The organism is Kribbella soli (assembly GCF_004331345.1).
Taxonomy (GTDB): domain Bacteria; phylum Actinomycetota; class Actinomycetes; order Propionibacteriales; family Kribbellaceae; genus Kribbella; species Kribbella soli.
In genome coordinates this window covers 57,411-82,673 of the sequence record NZ_SJJZ01000002.1, presented here as the reverse complement: position 1 = coordinate 82,673, position 25,263 = coordinate 57,411, and the positions used below count along the sequence as shown (strand labels likewise).

The window sequence follows — 25,263 nt, the reverse complement described above, 5'->3', positions numbered from 1 at the left end:
CAGCAACGAATTGTGCAGGCGTCCGTATCAGCCGCCGTTCTGCGGCCTCTCATGGGTGCGAGGAGTCATCTCGAGTGTCCGCACGCATTGGTGCTGATGAACCGGGGGTAGGGGAAATGGCGATTCTTCAGGATCCGCCGACTGGTGGACTCGAACCGGAGACGGATATCTCCTTTCACTACTGGCGGCGGGTGATTTGGCTGCTTGCGGGCATCGCCGTCCTCGTGCTGGGCGCAGTGTTTCTCGGCGACCGTACCGGGGACGACGTCGGGTCTCAGGCGCTCTGGGTCACGCTCCTCGCGATCGTCATCCTGCTGGTGGTCGTTCTGTTCGCGGCCCCTGATATGGAGCCCCGCGTGAGCGCCGGACTGCGCTGGCTTGCAGTGATCCTGGGCCTTCTTGTCGCTGCACACTTCGGTGATGCGGCAAGCCTCAAGGGTCAGGCGACGTCGATCGTCGAGATCGAGCTTGCCGGCAGCAACGAGGCATGGACGGCCTGCGCGTGCGACCAAGCTTTCACGAAGGCAGTCCAACAGGACTTCTGGTTCATCGTCTCCTACGTCGTCCTGCTCGCGTTCCTGGCGTCGTGGGCCGGCAAGTACTTCCGGCTGCCGGCACTACGGCGGGCGCGTACCACCGTGGTCATCGCAGTCGTCGTCGCGGGCGTCTTCGACGTTGCCGAGAACATCTTCATGCTCACCGCGGGGTCGTCGAACGGGTCGTGGCGGTTAGCCTCGGTCTGCGCCTGGGCCAAGTTCACCTTGCTCCTCGTCGTCATCGTCTACACCGCGGCAGGCGCCTTCGCGTGGTGGTCGACGCCACGCTGGGTCAGGCTCGCCTCTTGGGCGCTGCCGACGTACGCCCGGAAGGCGGCCGGTATGAAGGCGAAGCCTTCGGAGGAGGTCGACCGATCCGCAGAGGGCACCCAGACGGAACGCACCGCGCCCCCGCCCGGCGCTGCGAGGTATGGCATTGCCCTCTCCGGCGGCGGCATCCGGGCGTCGTCGATCAGCCTCGGCGCACTCCAGGCACTCGACGATGGTGTCCTCGGCTGGTCCGGGGCCCGCGCGGTCACCGCTGTGTCCGGTGGATCGAACATGGCGGCCGGCTGGAGCATCTCGCGATCCGGCCTCCCGACGCCGGATGCCGAGAGCCTTGAACGAGCGAGCCTCAGCCAGCTGGCACCTAGTCCGTGGCAACAGCAGGACAACGGATGGCTCACCCCCGAGGAGCGCCATCTGGTCGACAACCTCGGGTACCTCGGGTCGAACCAGCCTCGAGGATCCGACACGGATCCGGCCGCTGCGAAGGCGACCAGGCAATCCGGGCCCGAGGGCAGTCAGACTTCCACCAAGGCGTCGTACCGGCCAGCTGTGTTCGCGACGGTCATCGCCGGGCTGGCAGTCAATGTGCTGGTGCTGCTGAGCATGCTCTGGGCAATCACACAGCCTGTGGGCTGGGCATTGCGCAGCCTCACGGGCCAGGGCGGCGACCTGCCGAAGGACGCGATGCATGAGCTCGTCAAGGACCATTGGCTCGCGCTGCCCGGGCTCATTTTCCTCGCCGCCGGATTCGTCGTCCTGATGCTCTGGGTCCTCGCCGGTCAGTTTCTCGTCGGTTACGCCCAGAACCAACCGGTGGCGCGCGTCACGCTGCAGACGCTGAAGCGGGCGTCATACAGCGCGCTCGCCCTCGGGGCGTTCCTCGCACTGACATTGTGGGGCTTCGTCGAGCTAGTCGGCGCGGTCGCCCATCTGTCGTTGCCCACGCTGGTCGCTGCAGCCGGTGCGAGCGCCGGTGTCGTCGGCTCGGTCGTCCGCATTCTCAGGAAGCCGGCAGCGCGCTTCGCGCCCATGCTCGGCGGCATTGCCTTCGTCGTGGGCGCGCTGGGTCTGACAGCGCTGGCGACGTGGACCGCTGCCGAGCACGAGGTGACCTGGTCCAGGCACGATCTGGTCAGCTGGCAATCCGGCTGGAACTGGATCCTCGCGCTGGCGATCCTGACTGTTGTGATCCTGGGGCCCAGCTCGGAAAGCTGGTCGCTGGCGCCCTTCTATCGAGGCAAGCTGCGTCTGGCCTACGCGACGTACCGGACCGAGAACGCACAGGACGAACTCAGTGTCCGCCCGTACGAGAACGACGTCCCTGGTGCAGACGAGGCCAACTGCGAACCCGGCTTGTCCGCCTTCAACTACGACGAGACGGTGCCGCGTACGCCGCTGGTGGTGTGCACGACCAGCACCGTGACCTCGCGTGCGGTCCGTTCCCGCTACGGCACCCCGGCGCTGAGCGTGACGTTCGACCCCGAGCGGACGATCTTGCATCTGCCTCAGGACGGGCGCGGCAACACCCTGCAGTTCGCCGCGTCCACACGCGTGCTCGACCGGCTCGGCAAGAGCTTGCACAAACGGATCACGACGATGATGGCAGTCGCCATCTCCAGCGCCGCGGTCTCCCCCGCGATGGGGCGGTACCAGATCGGCCCGACCAGCATGCTGCTGGCCTTCTTCAACATCCGGCTCGGCGTGTGGATCGCCAACCCGCGTTTCATCACCCAGCTCGAGGCCGCCGGCCTGGACACGCAGACCGGCGTGGACACCGACCTGCCGTACGCCCGCACCGGGCTCGGTTACCTGTTCAAGGAGTTCTTCGGGATCCACGACCTCGACGACCCCTACCTCTACCTGACCGACGGCGGGCACTGGGAGAACACCGGACTCGTCGAACTGCTCCGCATCCCCGAAATCACCGAGATCGTCTGCGTCGACGCCGACTCCGGTCCGGGTGACGCGACGAGCTCACTCGGCAAGGCCATCGCGATCGCGCCCAGCGAGTGCGACATCCGGATCGACATCAGTCTCGACCCCCTCCGGGCAGCGCCGAGCGGCTCGCGCGTCCCGGCGTACTCGCCGCGGACCGTCAACATCGGGTTCTTCACCAAGGGCGCGGGATCCTTCACCGAAGAGACCCCGGTCGGCGTCCTCTGGTACGCCAAGCCCGGTCTGGCCAAGGAGATGCCCGCGTCGTTGCTCGCATTCCACGAGCGGTACCCGACGTACCCGCGGGAGTCGACCCTCAACCAGTTCTTCGACACTGCGAGCTTCGTTGCTTACCGCAACTTCGGTCGCTACAACGCCCGCCAGATCCTGCTGGCGCGCGAGAAACTTCAGGAAGCCCTGACCGAACTCCTCGCGATCCCCGACGACGAAGATCTCGATGAGATGCTGACAGCGATGGCCATCGACCCAGGAGGCCACTGGGCCATCGCCGAACTCTCCCGCGCCGCCCACAGCGCCGCCACCTCCAACGCCGCCGCCACCCCATCCCTGATCAAGTCCTACTGCAGCGCGGTACAGACCTCTCTCGTGTGACCCGAACGATGCCCCAAGTCTCAACCCAGTGTCTTCTCAGCGCGTGCCAGGTCGGCCTCGATGCGTTCGGGCTGGAAGCCTTTCAGGATGGACTCGTGCACCTGATCGACCATCCAGTGCGCCTCGTAGCTGCGTCTGGTCGCCGGGCTGAGCTGGGCCAGCTTCTCCTCGACCTGCTTCACCTCCTCGGCTCCGACTGTCCTCCGGCCGATGCTGCCCCAGTGCAGCCCGAGGAGCGCGTAGTGCCGATCGCCTCGGACAGCGCCGGCATTCCAGTCAACGACACCGCTGACATTGCCGGCGTCATCGAACAGCACGTTGCCCGGCGTGTAGTCGGTGTGCACGAGATCATCGCCCTGCATGCGAAACGGACGCCCACCGTCAACTTCAAGCAGTCGCCCCAGCAGCCGCCGACCACGCTCACCAAGATGGCCGACCGTGTGCTCGAACGCGCCGTACCCCAAGGTCACGTCGGGAAAGGCTCTCGGCCGCGGGACCTGTGGATGGTCACGTAGTACCCCGGCGAAACGCTCGTTCATCGCGACGAACGCGGCCGCCGTGGTCGAGTTGAGCGAGTCCACATGACGGCCGGGCAACCTCTCCTGCACAACAGCGACGTACCCATCAGAAAGCTCCAGCACGAGCTGATGCGCTGGAACGGGCAGTCCCTGCCGCCGAAGGTCGTTCAGCACACCCGCCGTCTGCCGCATCACCGCCAACGGCGTACGAGTGCGCGTGATCGCGGACTCACGCCCATCGGCCCACTCAACGAACGCCGCGCTGCTCGAACCGCCCACCTGATCGGCAAGCCCGGTCAGCACCAGCCCACTGCCCGTGCGCGCATTCACCTCTTCGATGACCGCAGTCGGCGCCCACGGATTCTCCGAAAACCGAAACTCAACCCTGTGCGACATCTCCACGCCCTTCCTGTCCGGAGGGACCTGAAGGAGGGCCTCTCTCATCTTGACATGCCGCCAGTCGACGGCAGGCGAAACTGACCCCTTCGGAAGATGCTGGCCTCAGCGCGAGGTCAGGAGGACGCGGGGCGGTCTGCCCGTACCTCAAGTGGTCACGTCATACCGAGCTCGGCGAGATTCGACGGAGGAGCACGGGCCAGGGTTCCGTCGCCGCGCCGGACGTGAACGCGAGGATGTCGAGGAGTGTCGCACTGCGCGGCGCCGCCCAGTTTCGATCCTCCGACGTGGACGGCTCCTTGAGGAGTCGTGCCAACGCCAGGTAGAGGTGGTACCAAAGCGCGTCGCGCTCGAGAGCCAGGTCACCGTCTTGGTCGTCCCCCGAGGGAGCGACCCCGAGCGCTGTTCGGTACCCGGACAGCAGGTCGGGCAGTGCCCGGATCGGCAGGCCGACGAGATCACGAGCCGGAGAACCCCATTCGGCACAGCCCCAGTCCAGCAGCGCCGTGACCCGCCCTTCGCGGTTGACCATCACGTTGGACGGGATCACGTCGCGGTGGAGCAGCGCCGGATCCGCCTGCGACGGACCTTCGGGATGCAGGAGGGCGAATCGCTCGAGCAGCCAGTCGTGCTGGGCACTGCCGATCTCGCCCGCCTCCGTGAGCCGGCGGAGCAACGCGGGTGGTGAGAACGTGAAGGGCGCCGGGATCGCACTGACGGGCCCGACACTGCTGAGCCGGACCTGGTGGAGTGTCACCAGGATTTCGCCGAGGGATCCGAGCACGCGCCGTCGCCCGCTCGGATCGGGCGCCTGATCCGCCAGGGTCGCGCCATGCACTCGCTGCAGGACCATGTATGGCACACTCCCGACCCGCAGGGTCGAGTCGTAGCTGACGAGTTCAGGAGTCGGCACGCCCGCGTCCTGGACCAGCGGAATGACCTCAGCCTCCTTCGAGAGCGACTCCGCTGCTCTGGTGGTGCGAGGGATGCGCAGGACCAGCTCACTGCCGAGGAAGACCGTCAGGTTCACCTGGCCCTGAGTGGGAGCCGGCACCACGTCCTTCACCGTCACACCGTAGTGCGCAGCCACGGCGCGCACATCGTCAGCGAACGGGCTTTCATTGATCACGTTCGTTGTCATGGACCTCCTCGTGGTCCGCGGGATCCTCGAGTCCCTCCGGTGGGCGGGTTGCGACTGAGCACGGCGATCGCGGGGCGCGCTCGATGTCGCAGCCTAATGCATGCGGCGCTGCCGCCCCGACCGTCATCCGGCGGGCGCTTGCCTTCGGCAACCACTCCTGCAGTTGGTCCCGCGGACTCACGCCCATCGGCCCACTCGAGAAACGCCGCGCTGCTCGAACCGCCCACCTGGTCAGGCAGCCCGGTCAGCACCAGCCCGCTACCCGTGCGCGCGTTCACCTCCTCGATGACCGCAGTCGGCGCCCACGGATTCTCCGACAACCGAAACTCAACCCTGTGCGACGTCATGGCCTCGCCTGCGACACGTTCTTGACCAGCCAGCGTGCCAGCGGACGTAACTGGTAGAACGCGGCGAGCACCTGGTCCGCCGCGGCGGAGGTGTGAATCCATTCCTCACAGCCGAGCGGCCGGGTTGCGATCACCGACTTGTGCCGCAACAGTTCCGCTCGCGGATGGTCAACGGGATAGCCCCGCAGCGGCCGCTTCAGCAGGTCGCCCGAGATCTCGAAACCCTCCCGCTCAAGCTTCCGCAGAATGGCGGCCAACCGCGGCCCAGACCCAGCATCCGCCACCGCAGCGCGATAACGCTCGATTTGTGCGGACGGCGCGTACCACCACGCCAAGCCGACCTCTAACCCATCCAGATCGAACCGAACCCCAAGCTCAACGTTCCGAGCCAGCCGCACAATCGCACTCTGCCGCTGCCAGGCCCTCACCAACACATCGCCGTACCCCCAGACCGAAAAGTCCTCGTACGCCGAATCCGCATCCGCCGCCACGTTCAGCAGGTCGATCATCGGCCGCCGAACCAGCTCCTCCCGATCCCGCCTACACTCCCGCCTGACTCCAGCCGAAGGCTCCCCCTCAAGCCGCAACAACACATCGAAAGCACCCCGCGGCCAGCCTTCGAAGTCCCCAGTCACAACAGCCAGCTTAGCCAGCGCAACCGCCGCGCTAGGGCTGGAAGCGGTAGCCGATGCCCGGTTCGGTGATGAGGTGATTGGGGCGCGAGGGGTCGGGTTCGAGCTTGCGGCGAAGTTGCGCCATGTAGACGCGGAGGTAGTTGGTCTCGGCCTCGTACGTCGGTCCCCAGACTTCCTGGAGCAACTGCTTCTGGCTGACCAACTTGCCGGTGTTGCGGACGAGGACTTCCAGCAGGTTCCACTCGGTGGGTGTCAGTCGCACCGGTCCGTCGGCGGTGGTGACCTGTTTCGCGGCGAGGTCGATGGTGAAGGCGTCGGTCTGAACGGTCGCGGTCCCGCTGGTCGTGGGCGTCGTACGGCGGAGTGCGGCACGGACCCTGGCCAGGAACTCGTCCATGCCGAACGGCTTCGTGACGTAGTCGTCCGCCCCGGCGTCGAGCGCCTCGACCTTGTCGGCCTGGCCTTCGCGGGCGGACAAGATGATGATCGGTGCCGTGCACCAGCCGCGGAGTCCGTAGACGACTTCGACGCCGTTCATGTCGGGCAGGCCGAGGTCGAGGATCACGAGGTCCGGTGGCCGCCGGCTCGCGGCGTCGAGCGCCGAGGTGCCGTCAGCCGCGGTCTCGACCTCGTACTGGCGAGCGCGCAGATTGATGGCCAGTGCCCGCAGCAGCTGCCGGTCGTCGTCGACGATCAGAACCTTGCTCATGGCATCAACGGCAGCTGAACGGTCATTGTGAGGCCTCCGCCAGGGGTCGACGACGGGTTGAGCGAGCCCCCGATCGCTTCGCTGAAGCCGCGGGCGATGGCCAGGCCGAGACCGGCGCCGGTGTCGGAGCGCTGATCGCCGAGTCGCTGGAACGGCGTGAACATCCGCTCCCGGTCCGCCGCCGGAACCCCCGGTCCGGAGTCGGCCACGCTGAGATGCGCGGAATCGTCCGCCCAGGCCATGACCCGAACCGGCACACCGCTCGGTGAGAAACGGCGGGCATTGTCGACAAGATTGGCGATCACGCGCTCCAGCAGCCCCGGATCGGCGAGGACCAGCGGAAGATCGTCCGGTACGTCGAGAACGACGGCATCCACCGGAACACCGACCAAGGACTTGGCCACGACCTCCTGCAGCACGACCGGCCGGACGTCGACCGACAGCGCCCCTGCCTGCAACCGGCTCATGGCCAGCAGGTTCGCGATCAGGTCGTCGAGACGATCAGCGGACTCCTCGATGGTCTCCAGCAACTCGTCGTGCTCAGCCGGGCTCCAGGTCACGTCCTGCTGGCGCAGGCTGGACACAGCCGCTTTGATCCCGGCCAGCGGCGTCCTCAGGTCGTGGCCGACGGCGGCGAGCAGTGCCGCGCGGAGCCGGTCGATCTCGGCGAGCTGCCGCGCCTGGGCTGCTTCACCGGCGAGCTGCTGGCCTTCCCACGCCCGTGCCGCCGCGGCGGCCAGCCGGGTCAGCAGCTTCCGGTCCTCCGCGAACAACTCAGGGCCTTCGGCAACCAGGCGCAGGCCGTCGCGGGCCGGGACCGAGATGACCGGGTTGCCGTGCAAGGGCCGCCCGGCGTACGCCGCCACGCGATCGATGTCGCCGTGGCGCTCCATCAACGCGACGGACTCCATCCCGAACGATTCCCGCACCTCCTCCAGCACCGCCATCAGCGAAGCGTCCGACACCGGTTCGGTCGTCAACCGGGACAGCACCTCCGCCTCGCTCCGGCTCCGCACGGCCGCGATGCGGGACCGCGTGGCCACCTCGACCGTCACGCTCACAGTCACCGCGACCAATACGAACACGAACAATGCGATGATGCTGTCGCGCTGGTCTACCACCAAGGTGTGGTACGGCGTGGTGAAGAAGAAGTTCGCCAGCAACACCGCCGCGAACGCCGCGGTCACACCTGGCAGGAGACCGCCGGTCACCGCGATCAACACCACAGCGAGCAGGTACAGCAGCAGGACGCTCTCGAGTGCAAGGCTGTCGCGGATCGGGACGAGCGCAACCGTCAGGGCCGGCAGGCCGGCCACAACCAGGCCGAGTCCTGCCCAAACGCGTCTCTTGAGACCCGAGGGTCGCGTCACCCGCCGTGCAGGCTCGTCCTTCTCCACCACGGCTCAACTCTGGCACAGCACGGCCCGAGACAGCGCCGGACGGGCACGACGCAGGCTCAGACACGCTCGGCCGGGGCGTGCTCCGCCTCCGTGTCCACGCGCCGCGACTCGAGCACCTCTGCCGACCCCAGTTGCCACGGGACGTTGATGACCATCACCCCCGGCTGGAACAGCAGCCTGGCCTTCAGCCGCAGCGCGCTCTGGTTGTGCAGCAGCGCCTCCCACCAGTGCCCCACGACGTACTCGGGAATGAACACCGCCACCAGATCACGAGGACTCGTCCGGCGAATATTTTTCACATAGTCCAGGACCGGCCCGGTCACATCGCGGTACGGCGAATGCAGCACCTTCAGCGGAACCGGGATGTCCCGCTCACTCCACTCCTGCAGCAACGCATCAGACGCGTCGATGTCGGTACTGACTGTCACCGCCGTCAGCGTCGTCGGGCGCGTCGCCCGGGCGTAGGCCAACGCCCGCAGGGTCGGTGTATGCAGTTTCGACACCAGCACGATCGCGAACACCCGCGGTGGCAGCGTGGTACCGCCAGGCCTCGGGCGGAGCTCGACCTCCACCTTGTCGTAATGCCGCCGGATCCCCTTCATCAACAGGAACAGGCCCGGCATCGCCAGTACGACGATCCAGGCGCCGTGCGTGAACTTCGTGATCAGGACGACGACCAGCACCACCGCGGTGAAGACGGCACCGAGCGCGTTGATCGCCCGCGACCGCGACAGGTGCGCGCGGACCGGCGACAGCACATCCCCGTGCAGCAAGCGGGTCCAGTGCACGACCATGCCGGCCTGGCTGAGCGTGAACGAGACGAACACCCCGATGATGTAGAGCTGGATCAGCCTCGTCGTACTCGCATCGAACACCCAGATCAGCAGACCCGCGAGCGCAGACAGGATGACGATGCCGTTGCTGAAGACCAGCCGGTCGCCACGCCGGGAGAACTGCCGCGGCAGGAACCCGTCGTGCCCGAGCAGCGACGCCAGGATCGGGAAGCCGTTGAACGCCGTGTTCGCGGCCAGGATGAGGATCGCCGCGGTGAACGCCTGCACCGCGAAGAACCCGATCGAGTGGTACCCGCCGAAGACCGAGCCCGCGACCTGCGCGATCACCGTGCGCTGCTCGTACCCTTCCGGCGTACCGGTGAGCCGGGCCGGATCATCGGCGACATGGACGTGCGAGACGATCGCCAGCGCGGTGATACCGGCGAACATCGCGACCGTGATCGACCCCATGATCGCCAGCGTGCCGGCCGCGTTCTTGCTCTTCGGCGGCCGGAAGTTCGGGACACCGTTGCTCACGGCCTCGACCCCCGTCAGCGCCGTACACCCGGACGCGAAGGCACGCATTCCGATCAGGACCGCGACCAGGCCGGTCGCGTGCGACGCCTGGGTGATCCCGTACGGCGCCGACTCCGCGCGCGGCGCGTCACCGGTGAGGATCTTCACCAGCCCGACAACGATCATCGTCAGCACCACCGCGATGAAGCCGTACGTCGGGATCGCGAACGCCGTACCCGATTCCTTCACACCACGCAGGTTCACCACCGCGAGCAGGGCGATCATCACGATCGACACCAGCACCGCATGCGGACCGAGCACCGGAACCGCCGACACGATGTTCTGAACACCCGCCGCCACCGAAACCGCGACTGTGAGCACATAGTCGACCAGGAGTGCACTGGCGGCCACCAGCGACGCGTTCCGCCCGAGATTCGCCCGGCTCACCGCATACGCGCCCCCGCCGTTCGGGTAGGCATAACAGGTCTGGCGGTACGACGCGACGACCACGATCAGCAACGCCACGACTACGGCGGCGATCCACGGAGTCAGGTGCAGCAGCGTCAATCCGCCGAGGCTGAGCATCAGCAGGATTTCCTCGGTCGCGTAGGCGTTCGAGGAGAGCGGGTCACTGCAGAACACCGGCAGTGCGAGCGTCTTGGGCAGCAACGTGTCGCCCAGCCGCTCACTACGCAGCGGTCGCCCGACCAGGAATCGCTTCGGCAGCTCCATGACCTTCACGCGACCAGCCAACCGTCGCCCGATCAGGTCGGCGCCCGGTCTTGACGCCGTCTTGACGCCCGGCACCTGCATCTTGACGCGTTCTTAGCGCCTGGGGTGGTAGCCCACCGGCAGGATGAGCACTGTGATGTTCCAACTGGCACCGCGGATGCGGCAGCGGGCGATCGGAGTCGCGGCCGCGATCGTTCCCTGCGCGGTGTGCGCGGCGATCGTTCCGCTGCGCGACCGGATCGAGAACACCAACGCCGCACTGGTGCTCGTGCTGCTCGTCGTCGCTGCCGCCGCAACCGGGCCACGCTGGGCCGCGATCGTCGCCGCACTCTCCAGCACCCTGTGGTTCGACTTCTTCCTCACCCGGCCATTTCAGCAGTTCACCATCACATCGCAGGCCGACATCGAGACCGCCGTACTGCTCACACTGGTCGGCCTCGCCGTCACCGAAGTCGCACTCTGGGGACGCCGGCAACAAGCCCGCGCCAGTCAGCAGGCGGGCTACCTGCAGGGCGTCGTCCAGACAGCCGGCCGGGTCGCCGCCGGCAGCTCGCGCATCGAGACCCTGATCACCCACGTCGCCGACCAACTCGTCGACATCCTCGGCATCGACGACTGCCAGTTCGACACCGACACCCGCGATGGTGCCCCTGCGGCGATCGTCCGCGACGGCACCGTCGTACGCCGGGGCCGCGACCTCGACGTCGAACGCCACGGACTCCCGACCGACTGCGAGATCGAACTCCGCACCCAGCACGACGGCATCACCCGAGGCCGCTTCGTCCTCGTCGCGTCCACCCGGGTCGCCCGCCCCTCAACCGCCCAACGCCAGGTGGCCGTAGCTCTGGCCGACCAGGTCGGCGCCGCCCTCGCAACCGACAACCACCTGCCCTGAGCCCGATCAGACGACGCCAGCTGAGCAGCTAGCGGTAGCGGCGTGATTTGTTCTCCGTCTTCGATTCGCCGGGCTGCCATTCGGCGATCCACGGGCCGGTTCCCTCGGAGGGATCCACGATGCCGTCCTCCAGCCAACTGTGTTTCCCATCGAGCACCTGCCGAGCCAGCCGTCGATCGGCGTCGTCAGTGTTGCTCCACAGCTGCTCGAACAGGTGGTCGACCCGCAGCCGTGACTGCTCGCAGAACACCGCCGCCAGCTCGTACGCCGACTCGCCCTGAGCGGCGTCCTTGGCGCGCAGCGTTTCGGCCCGCGAACAGGATGCGGCCATCGCGAACAGTTCGGCGCCGATGTCCACGATCCTGGCCAGGAAGCCCTGCCGGTACTCGAGCTTCGCCTGCCACCGCCCCATGCCGTAGAACGTCTGCCGCGCGAGCTTGCGCGACGACCGCTCGACGTACCGCAGGTGCTTCGCGAGCGGCCCGAACTCGCGGTACGACCTGGGATCAGATCCCTTGCCGACGGCGAGCTGAGGCAGCCATTTGGCGTAGAACCCGCTCGCGTTCACCGCAGCCTTCGCCTTGGCCTGGAGATCGGCGTCCGGTGAGGCCAGGTCGCCCGCCGCGGACAGGTGGGCGTCGACCGCCTCCCGGGCGATCAGCAGATGCATGATCTCGGTCGAGCCCTCGAAGATGCGGTTGATCCGCAGATCGCGCAGGATCTGCTCCGCCGGCACCGCCCGTTCGCCCCGGGCCGCCAGCGAGTCGGCGGTCTCGTACCCCCGTCCACCGCGGATCTGCACCAGTTCGTCGGCGATCCGCCAGGCCATCTCGCTGGCCCACAGCTTGGCCAGCGCCGCCTCGATCCGGATGTCCTTGGTGCCCGCGTCGGCCAGGTTCGCCGACAGGTCGAGCACCGCCTCGAGCGCGAACGTGGTGGCCGCCATGAACGAGATCTTCTCGGCCACGGCCGCGTGGGCGCCGATCGGCCGACCCCATTGGACGCGCGCCGCGGACCACTCGCGCGCGATCTTCAGGCACCATTTGGCCGCCGCAGTGGTGGTCGCCGGGATGGACAACCGGCCCGTGTTCAGCGTGGTGAGCGCGATCCGCAGACCGCCGCCCTCCCGTCCCAGCCGGTTCTCGACCGGCACCCGGACCTGATGGAAACGGGTCACACCGTTCTCGATCCCGCGCAACCCCATGAAGGCATTGCGATTCTCCACCGTGATCCCCGGCGAGTCAGCCTCGACCACGAACGCGCTGATGCCACCCCGCTGGCCGTCGTGCTCGGGTACCCGTGCCATCACCACGACCAGCTCAGCGATGACGCCGTTCGTCGTCCAGAGCTTCACACCGTCGAGCAGGTACGCCGTACCGTCGTCGGTCGGGGTTGCGGTCGAGGCGAGCCGGGCCGGATCCGAACCCACATCAGGCTCCGTGAGCAGGAACGCGGTCACCGCACCGGCAGCGCAGCGAGGCAGGAACCGCTGTTTCTGCTCGTCGGTCCCGAACATCTTCACCGGCTCCGGCACGCCGATCGACTGATGGGCGGAGACGAGCGCACTCACACTCGGATGCACCGACGCGACCAGCATCAGCGCCTTGCCGTAGTACGACATCGGCAGGCCCAGGCCGCCGTACTCGGTAGGGATCTTGATCCCGAAGACCCCCAGCTCCGCGAGGCCCCGCACGTACTCGTCCGGGATCTTTGCCTCCCGCTCGATCAGCAGGCCGTCGAGGGTCGCGCAGTACGCCGCCAGCCGGGCGATGAACTCCTCGCCCCGGGCAGCGTCGTCGGCCGCGATGGCGTGCGGTTGCGGGTGGATCAGGGACAGGTCGAAGTCGCCGAGGTACAGCTTCTTCGCGAAGCTCGGCCGGGTCCACTCGGTCTCCCGGGCCGCCTCGGCAACCTCTCGGGCCTCACGCTCGCCGACTTGCCGCGTCGTAGCCGTCACGGGTATCGCTCCTCGCCTGGGGACTCGTACTACCCGCTAGTACCCCAAACGAGCTCCTCGGAACTCACTCCGCGATCAGAGGCCGACCATCGCCATCCCGGCTGGGTTGTAACGGTCCCCCTGGACACCGATCCGAGCGGCGAGCGCGTCGAGATCGGCGATCTCGTCGGCGGACAGCGCGACCTGGGTAGCGCCGGTGTTCTCGTCGATCCGAGGGCGCCGGCGGGTTCCCGGGATGGGGACGATCCACGGGTGCTGGGCCAGCAGCCACGCGAGAGCGATCTGGCCGGGAGTGCAGCCCTTCGGCTCGGCGAGGGCGCGGACGTAGGCGACCAGGGCCTCGTTGGCGGTGAGGTTGCCGGCCTCGAAGCGCGGGACCCGCGAGCGGATGTCGCCGGCGGTGAACTCCGTCGACGTACTCACGGTGCCGGTCAGGAAGCCCTTGCCCAGCGGGCTGAACGGCACGAACCCGATCCCGAGCTCGGCGCACGCCGGCAGCACCTCCGGCTCCGGGTCACGCGTCCACAGCGAGTACTCGCTCTGCACAGCCGTGACCGGATGTACGGCGTGCGCCCGGCGGATCGTGTCCGCACCAGCCTCGGACAGCCCGAAATGCCGAACCTTGCCGGCCTGTACGAGTTCGGCCACCGCCCCGGCGACGTCCTCGATCGGTACGTCGGGGTCCACCCGGTGCTGGTAGAACAGGTCGATCACGTCGATCCCGAGCCGCTGCAACGACTCGTCCGCGACCCGCCGGATCTGCTCGGGACGCGAGTTCGTCCCGAGCATCTTGCCGTCCTGGATGTTCCACCCGAACTTGGTCGCGATCACGACCTGGTCGCGCAGCGGCGCCAGCGCCTCGCCGACCAGCTCCTCGTTGACGTACGGCCCGTACACCTCGGCGGTGTCGAAGAACGTCACGCCGGCGGACTCCACGGCGTACCGGATCACACCGATCATGTCGTCGCGGTCACCGGGGTTCGGTCCGTAACTCTGCGACATCCCCATGCAGCCGAGACCGACCGCGGAGACCTCCAGGCCTTGACCGAGCGTACGTGTGTGCATGATGCCTCCTCAGGCCTCGGGGATTTCGATGCCGCCGAACCCTCGCGTGATGGTCTCCGGTGCCGGGCCGCCGCGGATCCCGGTGTCGAGCGCGTCGATCGCGGCGAGCTGCTCGCTGGTGAGTTCGAAGTCGAAGACGGCGAAGTTCTCCGCGATCCGAGCCGGGGTGACCGACTTCGGAATCGGCTGCCGTCCCTCCTGCAGGTGCCAGCGCAACATCACCTGCGCGGGCGTACGGCGGTGCGCGGCGGCGATCTCCAGGATCGTCGGATCCTCCAGCGTCGACCCCTTCGAGCCGCCCCGGTAGAAGGTGATCCCGCCGATCGGCGACCACGCCTGGTTGAGGATGCCGCGCTCGTTGTCGTAGGCAAGCAGATCGGACTGCTGGAAGTACGGATGGATCTCGAGCTGGTTGACCGCCGGCACGACCCCGGTCTCGGCCAGCAATCGGTCCAGGTGCGGCGGCATGAAGTTCGACACTCCGATGGCCCGGACCTTGCCGTCGGCAAGCAACTTCTCCAGCGCCTGGTAGGCACCGATGGTGCGCTCGAACTCGCTGGGAACCGCCTGGTGCAGGATCAGCAGGTCGATCTGCTCGACGCCGAGCTTCCCGGCGCTCTTGTCGAACGCGTGCAGAGTCTCGTCGTACCCGTAGTCGACGATCCAGATCTTCGTCTCCACGAAGACGTCGTCCCTGCCGGAGCGCCGGATCGCCTCGCCCACTTCACGCTCGTTCCCGTACGCCGCCGCCGTGTCCACGTGCCGGTATCCAACATCCAGCGCGGTCCCGACAGCAGCAATCGTCTCGTCGGGCGGCGTTTGAAACACACCGAACCCGATGGCGGGCATCTCCACCCCGTTGTTCAGCTTGATCGTTGGAACGCTCATCCCGCCACCGTAGGCCCGCACGGCGCGTCCAGGGAGTCACTGCCGTTCCAGGTACTGCCAGTGCCTCCCTCCGCACAGTGGCTTGACGTAGCCCGATTTCCAGCGTCCCATGAGCCATGGGTGGGCGCACGCGAGCTTCTTGGACCTCGAGGCCGCTCAGGCTGCGCCTGCCGGCGGATCTGGGCCGCACTGCCGCGGCCATTGTCCTGGTCGGCGCGGCCTACTATCTCGGTGCGCGTCTGGGCCTGAGCCTGTCGCTGGTCGAGCGAAACGTCACGCCGCTGTGGCCGCCCAGCGGTATCGCGCTGGCGGCGTTCCTGGTTCTGGGAAGGTCGATGTGGCCGGCTGTCGCGCTTGCAGCACTGGCCGTCAATCTGCCGATCAGCGCCGGTCCGGTGCCCGCGCTGGTCACCGCCGCGGGCAACACCCTCGCACCACTGGTCGCGGCGATCGTCCTTGAGCGCATCGGCTTCCGGCGTCAGCTGGACAGCCGGCGTGACGCGCTGGCGATCGTCTTCCTGGGTGCGCTCGCGAGCATGACGATCAGCGCGACCATCGGCGCCACCACACTCGTATGGTCGAAAGCGATCGGCATCGATGACCTGGCCGGTGCGTGGGCAGTCTGGTGGACCGGCGACGCGATGGGCGTTCTCGCCATCGCGCCGTTCCTCTTGTGCATCCCTCTGTTCTGGGAGCTCGAGCCGTGGCCGGCTGCGCGCTGGCTCGAGGCTGGGGTAATCCTCGTGCTGACCACGGTGCTTGCATTGTGGACTGCGTCCAGCGGCCTGGCCCTGTTGTTCCTGGTGCTGCCGTGCCTGGGCTGGGCCTCATGGCGTCTGCAGCTGCGCGGAGCTGCACCTGCCGCGCTGATGGCCTCACTGATCGCAACCTGGTCGGCAACCCACGAGCTCGGCCCGTTCGCGGGTACGTCGCTGCTGGAGCAGATGCTGACCCTTCAGGCGTTCAACGCCACCGTCGCGCTCACGTCGTTCTTCCTCGCCGCGCTCGTAACCGAGCGTATGCGGTTCGCCCGCGCGCTGATGTCGGCAGCTACCGACCTCGAAGAGCGCGTCAACACTCGCACAGCGCAGCTCACGGCAACCAACGACCGCCTGCGCCGCGAGATCCACCAGCGGCACGAGACCCAACAGCAGTTGACCCTGGAGGAGGCACGGACCCGGCGCGAGCACCAGATCGCGGAAACACTGCAACGCAACCTGCTCCCGGACCGGATGCCGGACATCCCTGGCGTGGACGTCGCCGCCCGATACGTCCCAGCGACCGCGGACCTGCATGTCGGCGGCGACTGGTACGACGTGATCCAGCTGCGCGGCAGCCTGATCGGTCTCGTCATCGGTGATGTTGCCGGGCACGGTCTGCAGGCGGCGGCAGCCATGGCACAGCTGAGGATGGCGGTGCGGGCGTACGCCGTACGCGATCCTTCACCGATCGCGGTGATGAACGGCCTGCACGAGCTGGTCCGCGAACTGCCAATGGCCGAGATGGTCACCTTGCTCTACGTCCTGTATGACCCGGACACCGGCACGATCCGGTTCACGAATGCCGGACATCCGCCCGCCCTCCTGATCGACGACGAACACACGCGCTACCTGGAGGGTGGACTGGCCCCGCCGCTCGGCGTACTCGTGCAACACGACTATGCCGAGGCAACACACCAGCTGCGGCCCGGAGCCACCCTGCTCCTCTACACCGACGGGCTGGTCGAGGAGCGCACGCTGTCGATTCAGGACGGTCTCGATCGGCTGCTCGCCGAAGCGTCTGGCGTCGGGCAGGCGGACCTCGACGCTCTCTGCGACCAGGTCCTGTCGACCCTCCGAGAGAGCGGCGAGGTTGCCGACGACATCGCACTGGTCGCGCTCCGGCCTTTGGTGCTGGCCGGAGCGCCGCTGTCGCTCGACGTACCGGCCGATGCGCGCATGCTCTTTCAAGTCCGGCACGCGTTAGGTCGCTGGCTGCGCGAGTCAGGTGTCCGCAGGCAGGACGCCGGCGAACTCGCGATCGCCTGCGGCGAGGCCTGCAGCAACGTCGTACGACACGCGTACGGCGCCTCGCCCGGCGACATGCAGCTCGAGGCGCGACTCGTGGACGGCACAGTCGAGTTGACCGTGCGCGACCACGGTCACTGGCGGAGTCCAACGGGCCGCGGCGGCGGCTTAGGCCTGACCCTGATCCGCGGCCTCACCGACTCGGTGGACGTCGACACCGGCCCAGAAGGCACGACGATCCTCATGCGCCGCAACGTGGTGCTAGGGAACGAACAGTGACCGAGTACGCGGTAGCGGATGCCGGAACAACCAACGGCGTCCACGCCGTGCGACTCTGCGGCGAGGTCGACCTAACCAACGCCACCGACGTAAGAGAAGCCATCAGCCGCATCGCCTCCCCCGACGCCGCCGTCATCGTCATAGACCTGACCGAAACCGCCTACCTGGACAGCTCCGGCATAGCAATGCTCTTCCACCTAGCCGAACGCCTCACCCAACGCCGCCAAACCCTCCGCATAGTCGTCCCACCCAACTCCCCCCTCCGCGCCGCCCTCGACCTAACGACCCTCCCCCAAACCATCCCAATCCAACCCACCCTCGAATGACCCCACCAAGAACTTGCCGATAGCAACATTCGGAGCACAGCAGAGCCGTGTACTCAGGCGAGCACGACAAGTTAGACGGTCGCGCGATCCTCTGCGGTCTCCACGGCCGGGAGATCATCCGACAGCTTGTTGTCGACCAAGTCTTTGAACCATTTATCCATAGGAACGGCGCCGATTCCCTGGGTTCCGAGATGAGCGTGGCACGCGATCGCCGTATCGAGATAGCCCAGTCGAAGAAGCCTGACGGCAGCCGTACTGCCGACGGCGCTCAGCACGGTCTTGGTCTGGGCCGCGCGATCGGCGTACGTCTTCCATTCGTAGTCGGACCGTTCCTTGTTGAGGATGGCTCGCATCTCCAGCGCTCGGACCCGCACCGGATCCGCGTCAGTGCGTCCCTTCGCCAGGCGGTCAACGAGTTCGACCGGCGATTCGGAGATGTCGACGACGATCGGCCCACCTGGCGCGGACTGCGCCTCCATCAATCGCTGCATACGCGGCCGGAGCGTGTTTTCGTAGAGCACGGACATGATGCGCACCGTGGACGGGATCGTCCGCCAGACCAGTAGGCTTGAGATACTCGCCTTCTTCGAAGGTGACGAAGCATTGATGATCATCTGTAGGTCAACGTTCGGGATGATTGGCAGCGCCGGATCAGGAAGATAGATTTGGGCCGCTGAGTCGTTGGCAGCAAAGGCATCCGTGCCAAGGTTGTTGAAGACACCACCGTCAGAGAGCAACAGCCACTTCGGCGCTTCCTCGTCCCGTCCACCAGCCATGTTGAGGTTGGCCGACCGTAGGCGTAGCGGCGGGAAGCCTATGGGGAAGGCGGCTGAGGCATAGATCGCCTTGGCAAGCGCGAGATCTGATCCGCCGCGGCCATAGACGGGTGAGAATGCCATCTCGCGGCTCATGTACATCGGCTGACCGGACGTCAGCTCGGTCGCACAGAGGACATGCGCCACTGCCGAGGCGGGCAGCTCCGCCAGGCTGCGTCGGCGGTGTGATTTCTTCTCGCCGGTGGACATGTGCACCAGGAACTGGTGGTACGCCTCCTGCTGGATCCGTTGCCGGCCGACGATCGTATAGCCCAACAGAAAGACCGTCATGAGCCCGGTATACCAAATCTCGCCGAACCAGAAGATGTCCCAGGGCCAGCCATCTATCACACCCACAACGTTCATTAAGCCGATGAACACCGGCGCCCATAGCATGAAAATTATGATGCTGCGGGCGGCTTGTTTTAGTCCTGGCCAGAAGAAGACACCGCTCTTGGCCATGCGGTGGCTGGCGATACCAACGAGACGGTCAAACTCCTTAGGATCGGATTCCGAGAAGTCACCTGCCATCGCGACAGCCACGTTCACGATCGATCCGCCGGAGACCGAACTCACCAGCCGCACCTTGCGATTCAGCCCCGACCGGACGAGATACATGAGACCACCGAGCGCGTAGAATGCCGCTCGCACGCCGCCGCCGGAAAGCGCTACGCCAAGGGTTTCCCACGGACGGCCGGATTGCTGACTCGCACCGTCCCCAGGTTGCACTAACTGTTCCATCACAATCACTCCCCCTAGACGGATGATAGGCCCTCGCCGGCCGCATGGCACTAGAGAGAGCCCGTGCGCGCAGCCGCGTGAAATCAATCGAGCAAGGCAGGAACGCAGGTTCATCCCAGATCCATCGACGAATCCAGTAACGGGTTACATCGCGGCCGGATCCGACTCGGCGTTTGCCACATCCCGCAGATGAGCAGCTATTTGCCCCCAGCAACTTCTGTGCGGATCACACAGGACGTCGACGAGGCCCACGAGCTCGGTGAGCCGTCTCTCAGTGAGCAGCAGCCCGTTGGTCGTCACGGCTGAGCGCATGCCCAGCTCATGCGCATGCCTCAGCAGTGGCAACTTGCCGAGGAACCCGCCCACTCCCCTGATGATGGTCCGCCCGCACGAGGTTGACCGGGCCATACTGTTGCCGTGAACCGCTATCTGCTCGACAACCGCAAACCGGAGGCTGGCGAGCGGTTCGTGGCGCTCGCCGAGCTGTTCGATCCTTGGACGTTCCGCCACCTCGATGACCTAGGACTCGGCGAAGGGTGGCGCTGCTGGGAGGTTGGCGCAGGCGGCGTCTCGGTCCCGCGCGGCCTGGCAGAGCGCGTCGGAACGAGCGGGCGGGTGCTTGCCACCGACATCGACGTGTCGTGGATCGAGCCCGCGGCAGACGATGTCCTCGAGGTCCGTCGGCATGATTTGATCCGCGACCCACCGCCGCCCGAGACGTTCGACCTGGTCCACGCTCGGCTGGTACTGGTCCACCTCGAGGACCGCGCAGCCGCGCTGCAGGTCATGATCGATGCCCTGCGTCCAGGTGGATGGCTGGTCCTGGAGGACGCCGACCCCGCGCTGCAGCCACTGGCCTGCCCGGACGAGCGCGGCGCCGCCGAGGAGCTGGCGAACCGACTGCGGACTCAGATGCGCACACTGATGGCCGAGCGCGGCGCAGATCTGGCGTACGGCCGCACGCTGCCGCGACTGCTGCGTGAGTCAGATCTGAGGGACGTGACCGCGGAGGCCTACTTCCCCATCGCGTCCCGCGCGTGCTCGACCTTGGAGGCAACCACAGTGCGGCACGTCCGCGATCAGTTGCTGGCCGCGGAACTGGCGACGCCGGACGAGCTCGACACCCACCTCGAAAATCTCGCCCGCGGCGATCTGGACCTCATGCTCGCCCCGATGATCACCGCCTGGGGCCGAAAGCCAGAAGCGGCCAGCGTATGAACCCACCTGGAAGACGGCCTGACTACCCGCGATGGACAGACGACCAGACCTGACCGGCCTTGATTTGAGCGAGCTTGCGAAGGAGTTGCTCCGAAGCAACCGAATGGTCCTCTCGCCGGTGCAAACGGAGGGCTGTTGACAGTCCACGCTAGTGGGCCAGCCGCCGGATCGGCCGAGTTGCCTGATCGCGCGACGCGATGAGCAGCACGATCGTTGCGGCGACCGCGATGCCGACCCACCACACCCAGCGGTCGGGATCACCCGGGCCACCCGTGAACAGCGTGATATTCAGCGCTGGTTGAGCGATCAGTGCGCCGACTCCGAGTAGCACGATGGTCGGCGCCACCAGATTCCCCGGCTCCGGCTCACCCCTGCGGGCAGCCACGGCGGCCGCAGCCAAGGCCACCGACGCCAGGGCCACGACCTCGATTGTGAGGGCCGAGGTCGACGCTGTCGGAGACCGCCGGTTCAGCAATACGACGACGGCCGTCCAAGCCGCCGCGGCTACTGCCAGTCCGGCAAACAGCGTGGGCGCCCGCCGGCGCCAGAGCCCTTGGGGCGTGGTGGCCGTGACCGCGATCGCGGCGTCATCTAGCAGGTACGCCGTCCCCGAGGCGAGCGCCACTGCCGCCAGATGGACCACGAAGAGCGGGACGGCGTTCGACGGACGTACCACCGACAGCAGGGCCACCAATCCGGCCGACATCGCGGCGAGTAGAACCATCGGCCAGGGCGTCCGCAGCAGCACGCGGGGCAGGTTGGTTGCGTGGCGTGGTTCCAAGCTGGTCATCGGACAGCGAGCAACAACGCGCCGGCCGCTGCGACTGTGAGCACGCCCGCGACGGCAAACAGTTGCCGCCGACCGGTACCGTCCCGGAGCAGCGCCGCGACGACCGCGAGACAGCAGAGGCACAGGGCGTACGCCAGGTGCCAGCGAGGTGATAGCCACTCCGCCAGCCAGGAAGACCGCAGTTGTCCGTCGACGACCAATGAGTCACTGAAGACCTGGTACGGCGCGATGGCTGCCCAGCCGGAATTCCACCCATCGGCCACTGCGGTACCCACCACGAGCACCACAAGCGCGAGCAGCGCAGAACCGCGGAACGGCGCCCACCGGGCGACGGCCACACCGAGCAGGGACCCGCCGAGCGCAGCCACCGGCCCGCCCGCGACAAGTGCAGCCAGGATGTCGACAGCCGGCTCGTGTCCGAACCATGACACCGGGTCTCCTGCCGGGATCGCGACCGGCGGCCAGACGACGGCGGCAACGAGCGACCCCGCCATCATCGCCACTGCAACACCCGTTGGCACCAGGCACGCCAAGCAGAGCGAGATAGTGCGTCGGCGCTGATCGACCGGCGCGATCTCGGCGAGGTCAGGGGTACGACGCAGGGAAGTCGTCAGCCGATGGGCAACGACGAACCCGAACACGCCAAGGAAGAACGCCGGCGCGACAGTGCTCTCGAGCGGCGCCGGATCTCCACCGATGGCGACGGATGCCAGTAGGAGAAGGCACACCGCGACACCGAAGAGAAACAGTGGGTGCCGGGCAAACCGACGAGAGTCGGCACGCGCAAGGGCCGCCAGGGTTGACCTCGGCAGCGCGGCCGGCTCAGCGGTCAGCGGAACCATCGTGGAACTCATGCGACTACCTCCTTCTCCGTCTCCCGCGCACGGTCGCCGACCAGCAGCAGGTACGCATCCTCGAGCGTCGGGTCGACCACCTCGACATCAGCCGGCGCATCACCGACGTTGCGCCACCGACCGGTCCCGATCCGCCACGCGTGCTGGGCCTCCGGATGCCTGTCGGTAGCCAGCCACACCCGTCCGGCGGCCGAGCTGATCAGGCCCTCGACGGAGCCGTCGAAATGCACACGGCCCTGGTCCAGCACGATCACCCGCTCGCACAATGCCGCAACGTCCTCGGTTTGATGGGTCGAGATCACCAGGGTGGCGGTCTCCCCCGCCGTCGACAGGATGTCGCGCAACCGGGCGCGCTGCTGTGGATCGAGTCCGGTGGTCGGCTCGTCGAGCACCAGCAGATCCGGCCGTCCGATCAGCGCCTGGGCCAGCAGCACGCGACGGCGCTGTCCACCCGACAGTGCGTGCACCCGTTTGGTAGCGACAGCAGTGAGATCCGCGAGACCGACAACCCGCCGTACCTCGGCATGCCGGGCTGCGCGGTCGCTCCATTCCTTGAGAATGGCCATGTAGTCGACGAATCCGAATGCGGTGAAGCCACGCGGGAAGCCCGACTCCTGCGGCAGGTAGCCGAGCCGCCGCCGGATCGCGAGACGCCCGGCGGTGTCGGCCGGATTCTGGCCGAACACCCGAACCTGTCCCTCATCCGCGGCAAGCGCGGTCGCGAGGATCCGCAGCAGCGTGGTCTTGCCTGCCCCGTTCGGTCCGAGCAGCCCGGTCACGCCCGACGACAGCCGGAGATCAACACCCGTCAGCGCCGGAGCACGTCCGTACCGTTTGCCAAGTCCGGTGAGAATGACTGAACTCATGTCTGCCCCCTTGGCAGATCGAAGAGCCGAAAATGCGTGAGTATGGTCGTGACGGCGGCGGCGCAGAGCACCAGCGAACCGACCTGAACTGCTGGGCCGGCGAGATCCATCGGATCGCCGATCTTCGATACCGCGATCGCGATGGCGGACCAGGTGGCCGCGACTGCCCCACTGGAAACCGTCGCACCGACGAACGGTGCCGCCGCCAACGACAACGACACGAACGCAAGGCCAGGGATCAGCCAGGCGACCGCCAACCAGGCCGGACCCGGCAATGCCAATCCGACCAGCGCAGCGACCGGGAGTGACGTGGCCAGGACTGCAGCGGTCCGCAGCAACAGCAGCCGACCAGCCGAGTACGGCGTCGTCACGACCAGCTCGTGGGACGGGTCCGCGTCACCGCCGTACGCGGCCGCCACTCCCATCACCGGCACCAGCGGTGCGACCAGCAAGAACAAGGCGAGCCCGAAACCGCTGGCGAACAGCGCGGCGCCGCCGGCGAAGAGCAGCGCCGCCGTCGCGCCGATCAGCCATGCGCCCCGCATGGCTGGCACCGCCACCAGTAAGCGACCGGACTCGGCCGAGACGCCGAATTTTCGGAGGAGACGCTCGAACACACTCGGCCGGGGCGCTTCGACAGTCTCCCTGATTGCGCTCCACACCGAGTCCAAGAGGACGCCGTCCACGAGGTCGTTCATCCGCGCACGGCAGGCTCCGCATCGCATCAGGTGGGACTCGACGGATGCGCCGAGCGCCGGCCCGGCGACACCGTCCGCCAGTGCTCGCAGTTCAGCCTCGTTGGCGTGCCAGGTCCTTGGTTGCTGGGTCATGCGAGCTCCTCCCGCAGCCTCGTGCGTGCTCGTACCAGCCGCGTCTTGACGGTTCCCTGCGGGATGTTGAGCGCCCGCGCGGCCTCCCGGGTGGTCAGACCGTCCAACACCGTCGCCTGCAGTACTACGCGTAGCTCAGGCGACAACCGTGCCAGCGCGGTGCCCAGATCGGAGTACTCGACAGTGAGCAGCGCAGTTTCCTCCGCGGAGACATCGACAGCGTCGTACAGCTTCCAGGTCGGGGCCTTCGCGGCACGGCCGCTGGCCTGCCGGAGGCGACTGATCAGCCGACGGATGGCTATCCCCCACAACCAGGCGGCGACGTCGCCATCGCCGCGGAACTTGCCGGCGCCGTTCCAAGCCGCGACGAAGGTGTCTTGCAGGACGTCCGCGACCACGTCGGTGTCAGCGCACCGTCGCCGCAGCCGCGCGGAGACCCAGGCGGCGTGGCGGCCGTACAGCAGCCGAAGCGCGGCCTCGTCGTGCTCGGACATCGCGTTGATGAGGTCGGCGTCTGTGGAATCACAGTCAGCCATACCCTCACTGTCGCGCCTTGCGGCGAGATCGGTTCGGCAACGACGAAACTTTCTTCGGCCGCAGGTCCTCACCGAATGTTCGGGTAGCCGTCACCGGATTGTTCAGTCGGGCGGTACCTTGGCCAATCGCGCGCCCTTCCGGCCCGCTGGTGTTCCAGGTCCGCGCGCGACTGAGCGGCCGCGGCCGACGAGTGGTCTGGCCGTCCCTACAGTCCGGTGCGTGGCCAGATCTAGTGCGAGTCCGCTTGCCCGTCCCGGTCGGGCGGTACCACGGGGCGGGCGCCAGCCCGCAGCACCCGGCGCTATCCGGAAGTTGATGCTCAGGCGCTAAGCCGGGGGTCGGTGGGAGCGGGCGTAGCGGGCGCGGGAGGAGCGGAGCGACGGAGCGGCTGCGTAGCTCGCGCGGGTCGATCACGCTCCTCCCGGTCGGCAGTTACCTGATGCGCATGCCGGAGATGGCTCGGGCGATGACGAGGCGCTGAATTTCCGACGTCCTATCGAAGATGGTGTAGATCTCCTCGGTGCTCGCCAGAACAGCCCAGCCCGAAGCACCGATCCGTCCCTGACCTGCGGCTTTGCCACTCGGCATTTGCCGTCGGTTCCCACCGCTTGCCGACGTCGCACGGAGCTGTCACGGAACGCCGACCACCCCTCGTCGC

20 protein-coding genes are annotated in these 25,263 nt (G+C 67.2%); 5 read left to right on the top strand and 15 right to left on the bottom strand.

Going from position 1 to position 25,263, the window contains the following annotated elements:
- Positions 1-116 precede the first annotated feature (116 nt).
- Positions 117-3,371, top strand: a complete 3,255-nt coding sequence (locus E0H45_RS14520; RefSeq protein WP_131337869.1) for an NACHT domain-containing protein — start codon at positions 117-119, stop codon at positions 3,369-3,371.
- Between the two features lie 20 nt (positions 3,372-3,391).
- Here the strand turns inward: E0H45_RS14520 and E0H45_RS14515 are convergent, their stop codons facing one another.
- The 6 genes from E0H45_RS14515 to E0H45_RS14490 all read right to left on the bottom strand — a co-directional run bounded on the left by E0H45_RS14515 (position 3,392) and on the right by E0H45_RS14490 (position 10,619).
- Positions 3,392-4,285, bottom strand: a complete 894-nt coding sequence (locus E0H45_RS14515; protein WP_238155164.1) for an aminoglycoside phosphotransferase family protein — start codon at positions 4,283-4,285, stop codon at positions 3,392-3,394.
- A 160-nt stretch (positions 4,286-4,445) separates the two neighbouring features.
- The gene (locus E0H45_RS14510) at positions 4,446-5,426 is read right to left on the bottom strand and encodes a phosphotransferase family protein (RefSeq protein WP_131337867.1); all 981 of its coding nucleotides are present in this window, start codon (positions 5,424-5,426) and stop codon (positions 4,446-4,448) included.
- A gap of 343 nt (positions 5,427-5,769) precedes the next feature.
- Positions 5,770-6,282 carry a DUF2461 family protein gene (locus tag E0H45_RS14505; RefSeq protein WP_202872342.1) on the bottom strand — a complete coding sequence of 171 codons (513 nt, stop codon included), beginning with the start codon at positions 6,280-6,282 and terminating at the stop codon, positions 5,770-5,772.
- A 157-nt stretch (positions 6,283-6,439) separates the two neighbouring features.
- Positions 6,440-7,117: a response regulator gene (locus E0H45_RS14500; protein WP_131337865.1), complete on the bottom strand. Its 678-nt coding sequence runs from the start codon at positions 7,115-7,117 to the stop codon at positions 6,440-6,442.
- Positions 7,114-8,517, bottom strand: a complete 1,404-nt coding sequence (locus E0H45_RS14495) for a sensor histidine kinase (protein WP_131337864.1) — start codon at positions 8,515-8,517, stop codon at positions 7,114-7,116. The genes E0H45_RS14500 and E0H45_RS14495 overlap by 4 nt, the downstream gene beginning before the upstream one ends.
- A gap of 56 nt (positions 8,518-8,573) precedes the next feature.
- Entirely contained in the window at positions 8,574-10,619 is a 2,046-nt protein-coding gene (locus tag E0H45_RS14490; RefSeq protein WP_202872341.1) for an APC family permease, read from the bottom strand.
- A gap of 55 nt (positions 10,620-10,674) precedes the next feature.
- On the opposite strand from E0H45_RS14490, the gene E0H45_RS14485 reads away from it, so the two are divergent.
- Positions 10,675-11,433 (top strand): DUF4118 domain-containing protein, encoded by a 759-nt coding sequence (locus E0H45_RS14485; RefSeq protein ID WP_238155002.1) that lies wholly within the window; start codon positions 10,675-10,677, stop codon positions 11,431-11,433.
- A gap of 28 nt (positions 11,434-11,461) precedes the next feature.
- On the opposite strand, the gene E0H45_RS14480 is transcribed toward E0H45_RS14485, so the two are convergent.
- The 3 genes from E0H45_RS14480 to E0H45_RS14470 all read right to left on the bottom strand — a co-directional run bounded on the left by E0H45_RS14480 (position 11,462) and on the right by E0H45_RS14470 (position 15,343).
- The gene (locus E0H45_RS14480) at positions 11,462-13,390 is read right to left on the bottom strand and encodes an acyl-CoA dehydrogenase family protein (protein WP_131337863.1); all 1,929 of its coding nucleotides are present in this window, start codon (positions 13,388-13,390) and stop codon (positions 11,462-11,464) included.
- A 75-nt stretch (positions 13,391-13,465) separates the two neighbouring features.
- A complete protein-coding gene (locus tag E0H45_RS14475) occupies positions 13,466-14,455 on the bottom strand; it encodes an aldo/keto reductase (protein ID WP_131337862.1) in 990 nt (329 codons plus the stop codon).
- Positions 14,456-14,464: 9 nt separating this feature from the next.
- Complete coding sequence (locus E0H45_RS14470) at positions 14,465-15,343, bottom strand: aldo/keto reductase (RefSeq protein ID WP_131337861.1); 879 nt, start codon at positions 15,341-15,343, stop codon at positions 14,465-14,467.
- Positions 15,344-15,459: 116 nt separating this feature from the next.
- On the opposite strand from E0H45_RS14470, the gene E0H45_RS14465 reads away from it, so the two are divergent.
- On the top strand, positions 15,460-17,628 hold the full coding sequence (locus E0H45_RS14465) for an ATP-binding SpoIIE family protein phosphatase (RefSeq protein ID WP_131337860.1): 2,169 nt from the start codon (positions 15,460-15,462) through the stop codon (positions 17,626-17,628).
- Positions 17,625-17,954, top strand: a complete 330-nt coding sequence (locus E0H45_RS14460) for an STAS domain-containing protein (protein ID WP_131337859.1) — start codon at positions 17,625-17,627, stop codon at positions 17,952-17,954. Before E0H45_RS14465 ends, E0H45_RS14460 begins: the two co-directional genes overlap by 4 nt.
- 71 nt (positions 17,955-18,025) lie before the next feature.
- Here E0H45_RS14460 and E0H45_RS14455 read toward each other — a convergent pair whose 3' ends face one another.
- Positions 18,026-19,510, bottom strand: a complete 1,485-nt coding sequence (locus tag E0H45_RS14455) for a patatin-like phospholipase family protein (protein ID WP_165546468.1) — start codon at positions 19,508-19,510, stop codon at positions 18,026-18,028.
- Between the two features lie 417 nt (positions 19,511-19,927).
- Between E0H45_RS14455 and E0H45_RS14450 the strand changes: the two genes are divergently transcribed.
- Positions 19,928-20,728, top strand: a complete 801-nt coding sequence (locus E0H45_RS14450; RefSeq protein ID WP_202872340.1) for a methyltransferase domain-containing protein — start codon at positions 19,928-19,930, stop codon at positions 20,726-20,728.
- A 148-nt stretch (positions 20,729-20,876) separates the two neighbouring features.
- Here the strand turns inward: E0H45_RS14450 and E0H45_RS14445 are convergent, their stop codons facing one another.
- From E0H45_RS14445 to E0H45_RS14425, 5 genes are read right to left on the bottom strand one after another with little or no spacing between them, the layout of a single operon-like run.
- Positions 20,877-21,476: a hypothetical protein gene (locus E0H45_RS14445; RefSeq protein WP_131337857.1), complete on the bottom strand. Its 600-nt coding sequence runs from the start codon at positions 21,474-21,476 to the stop codon at positions 20,877-20,879.
- A gap of 38 nt (positions 21,477-21,514) precedes the next feature.
- Positions 21,515-22,372 (bottom strand): hypothetical protein, encoded by an 858-nt coding sequence (locus E0H45_RS14440; RefSeq protein WP_131337856.1) that lies wholly within the window; start codon positions 22,370-22,372, stop codon positions 21,515-21,517.
- The gene (locus tag E0H45_RS14435) at positions 22,369-23,238 is read right to left on the bottom strand and encodes an ATP-binding cassette domain-containing protein (RefSeq protein WP_131337855.1); all 870 of its coding nucleotides are present in this window, start codon (positions 23,236-23,238) and stop codon (positions 22,369-22,371) included. The genes E0H45_RS14440 and E0H45_RS14435 overlap by 4 nt, the downstream gene beginning before the upstream one ends.
- On the bottom strand, positions 23,235-24,068 hold the full coding sequence (locus E0H45_RS14430; RefSeq protein WP_131337854.1) for a zf-HC2 domain-containing protein: 834 nt from the start codon (positions 24,066-24,068) through the stop codon (positions 23,235-23,237). Before E0H45_RS14430 ends, E0H45_RS14435 begins: the two co-directional genes overlap by 4 nt.
- Positions 24,065-24,604 (bottom strand): RNA polymerase sigma factor, encoded by a 540-nt coding sequence (locus E0H45_RS14425; protein WP_131337853.1) that lies wholly within the window; start codon positions 24,602-24,604, stop codon positions 24,065-24,067. The genes E0H45_RS14430 and E0H45_RS14425 overlap by 4 nt, the downstream gene beginning before the upstream one ends.
- Positions 24,605-25,263 lie beyond the last annotated feature (659 nt).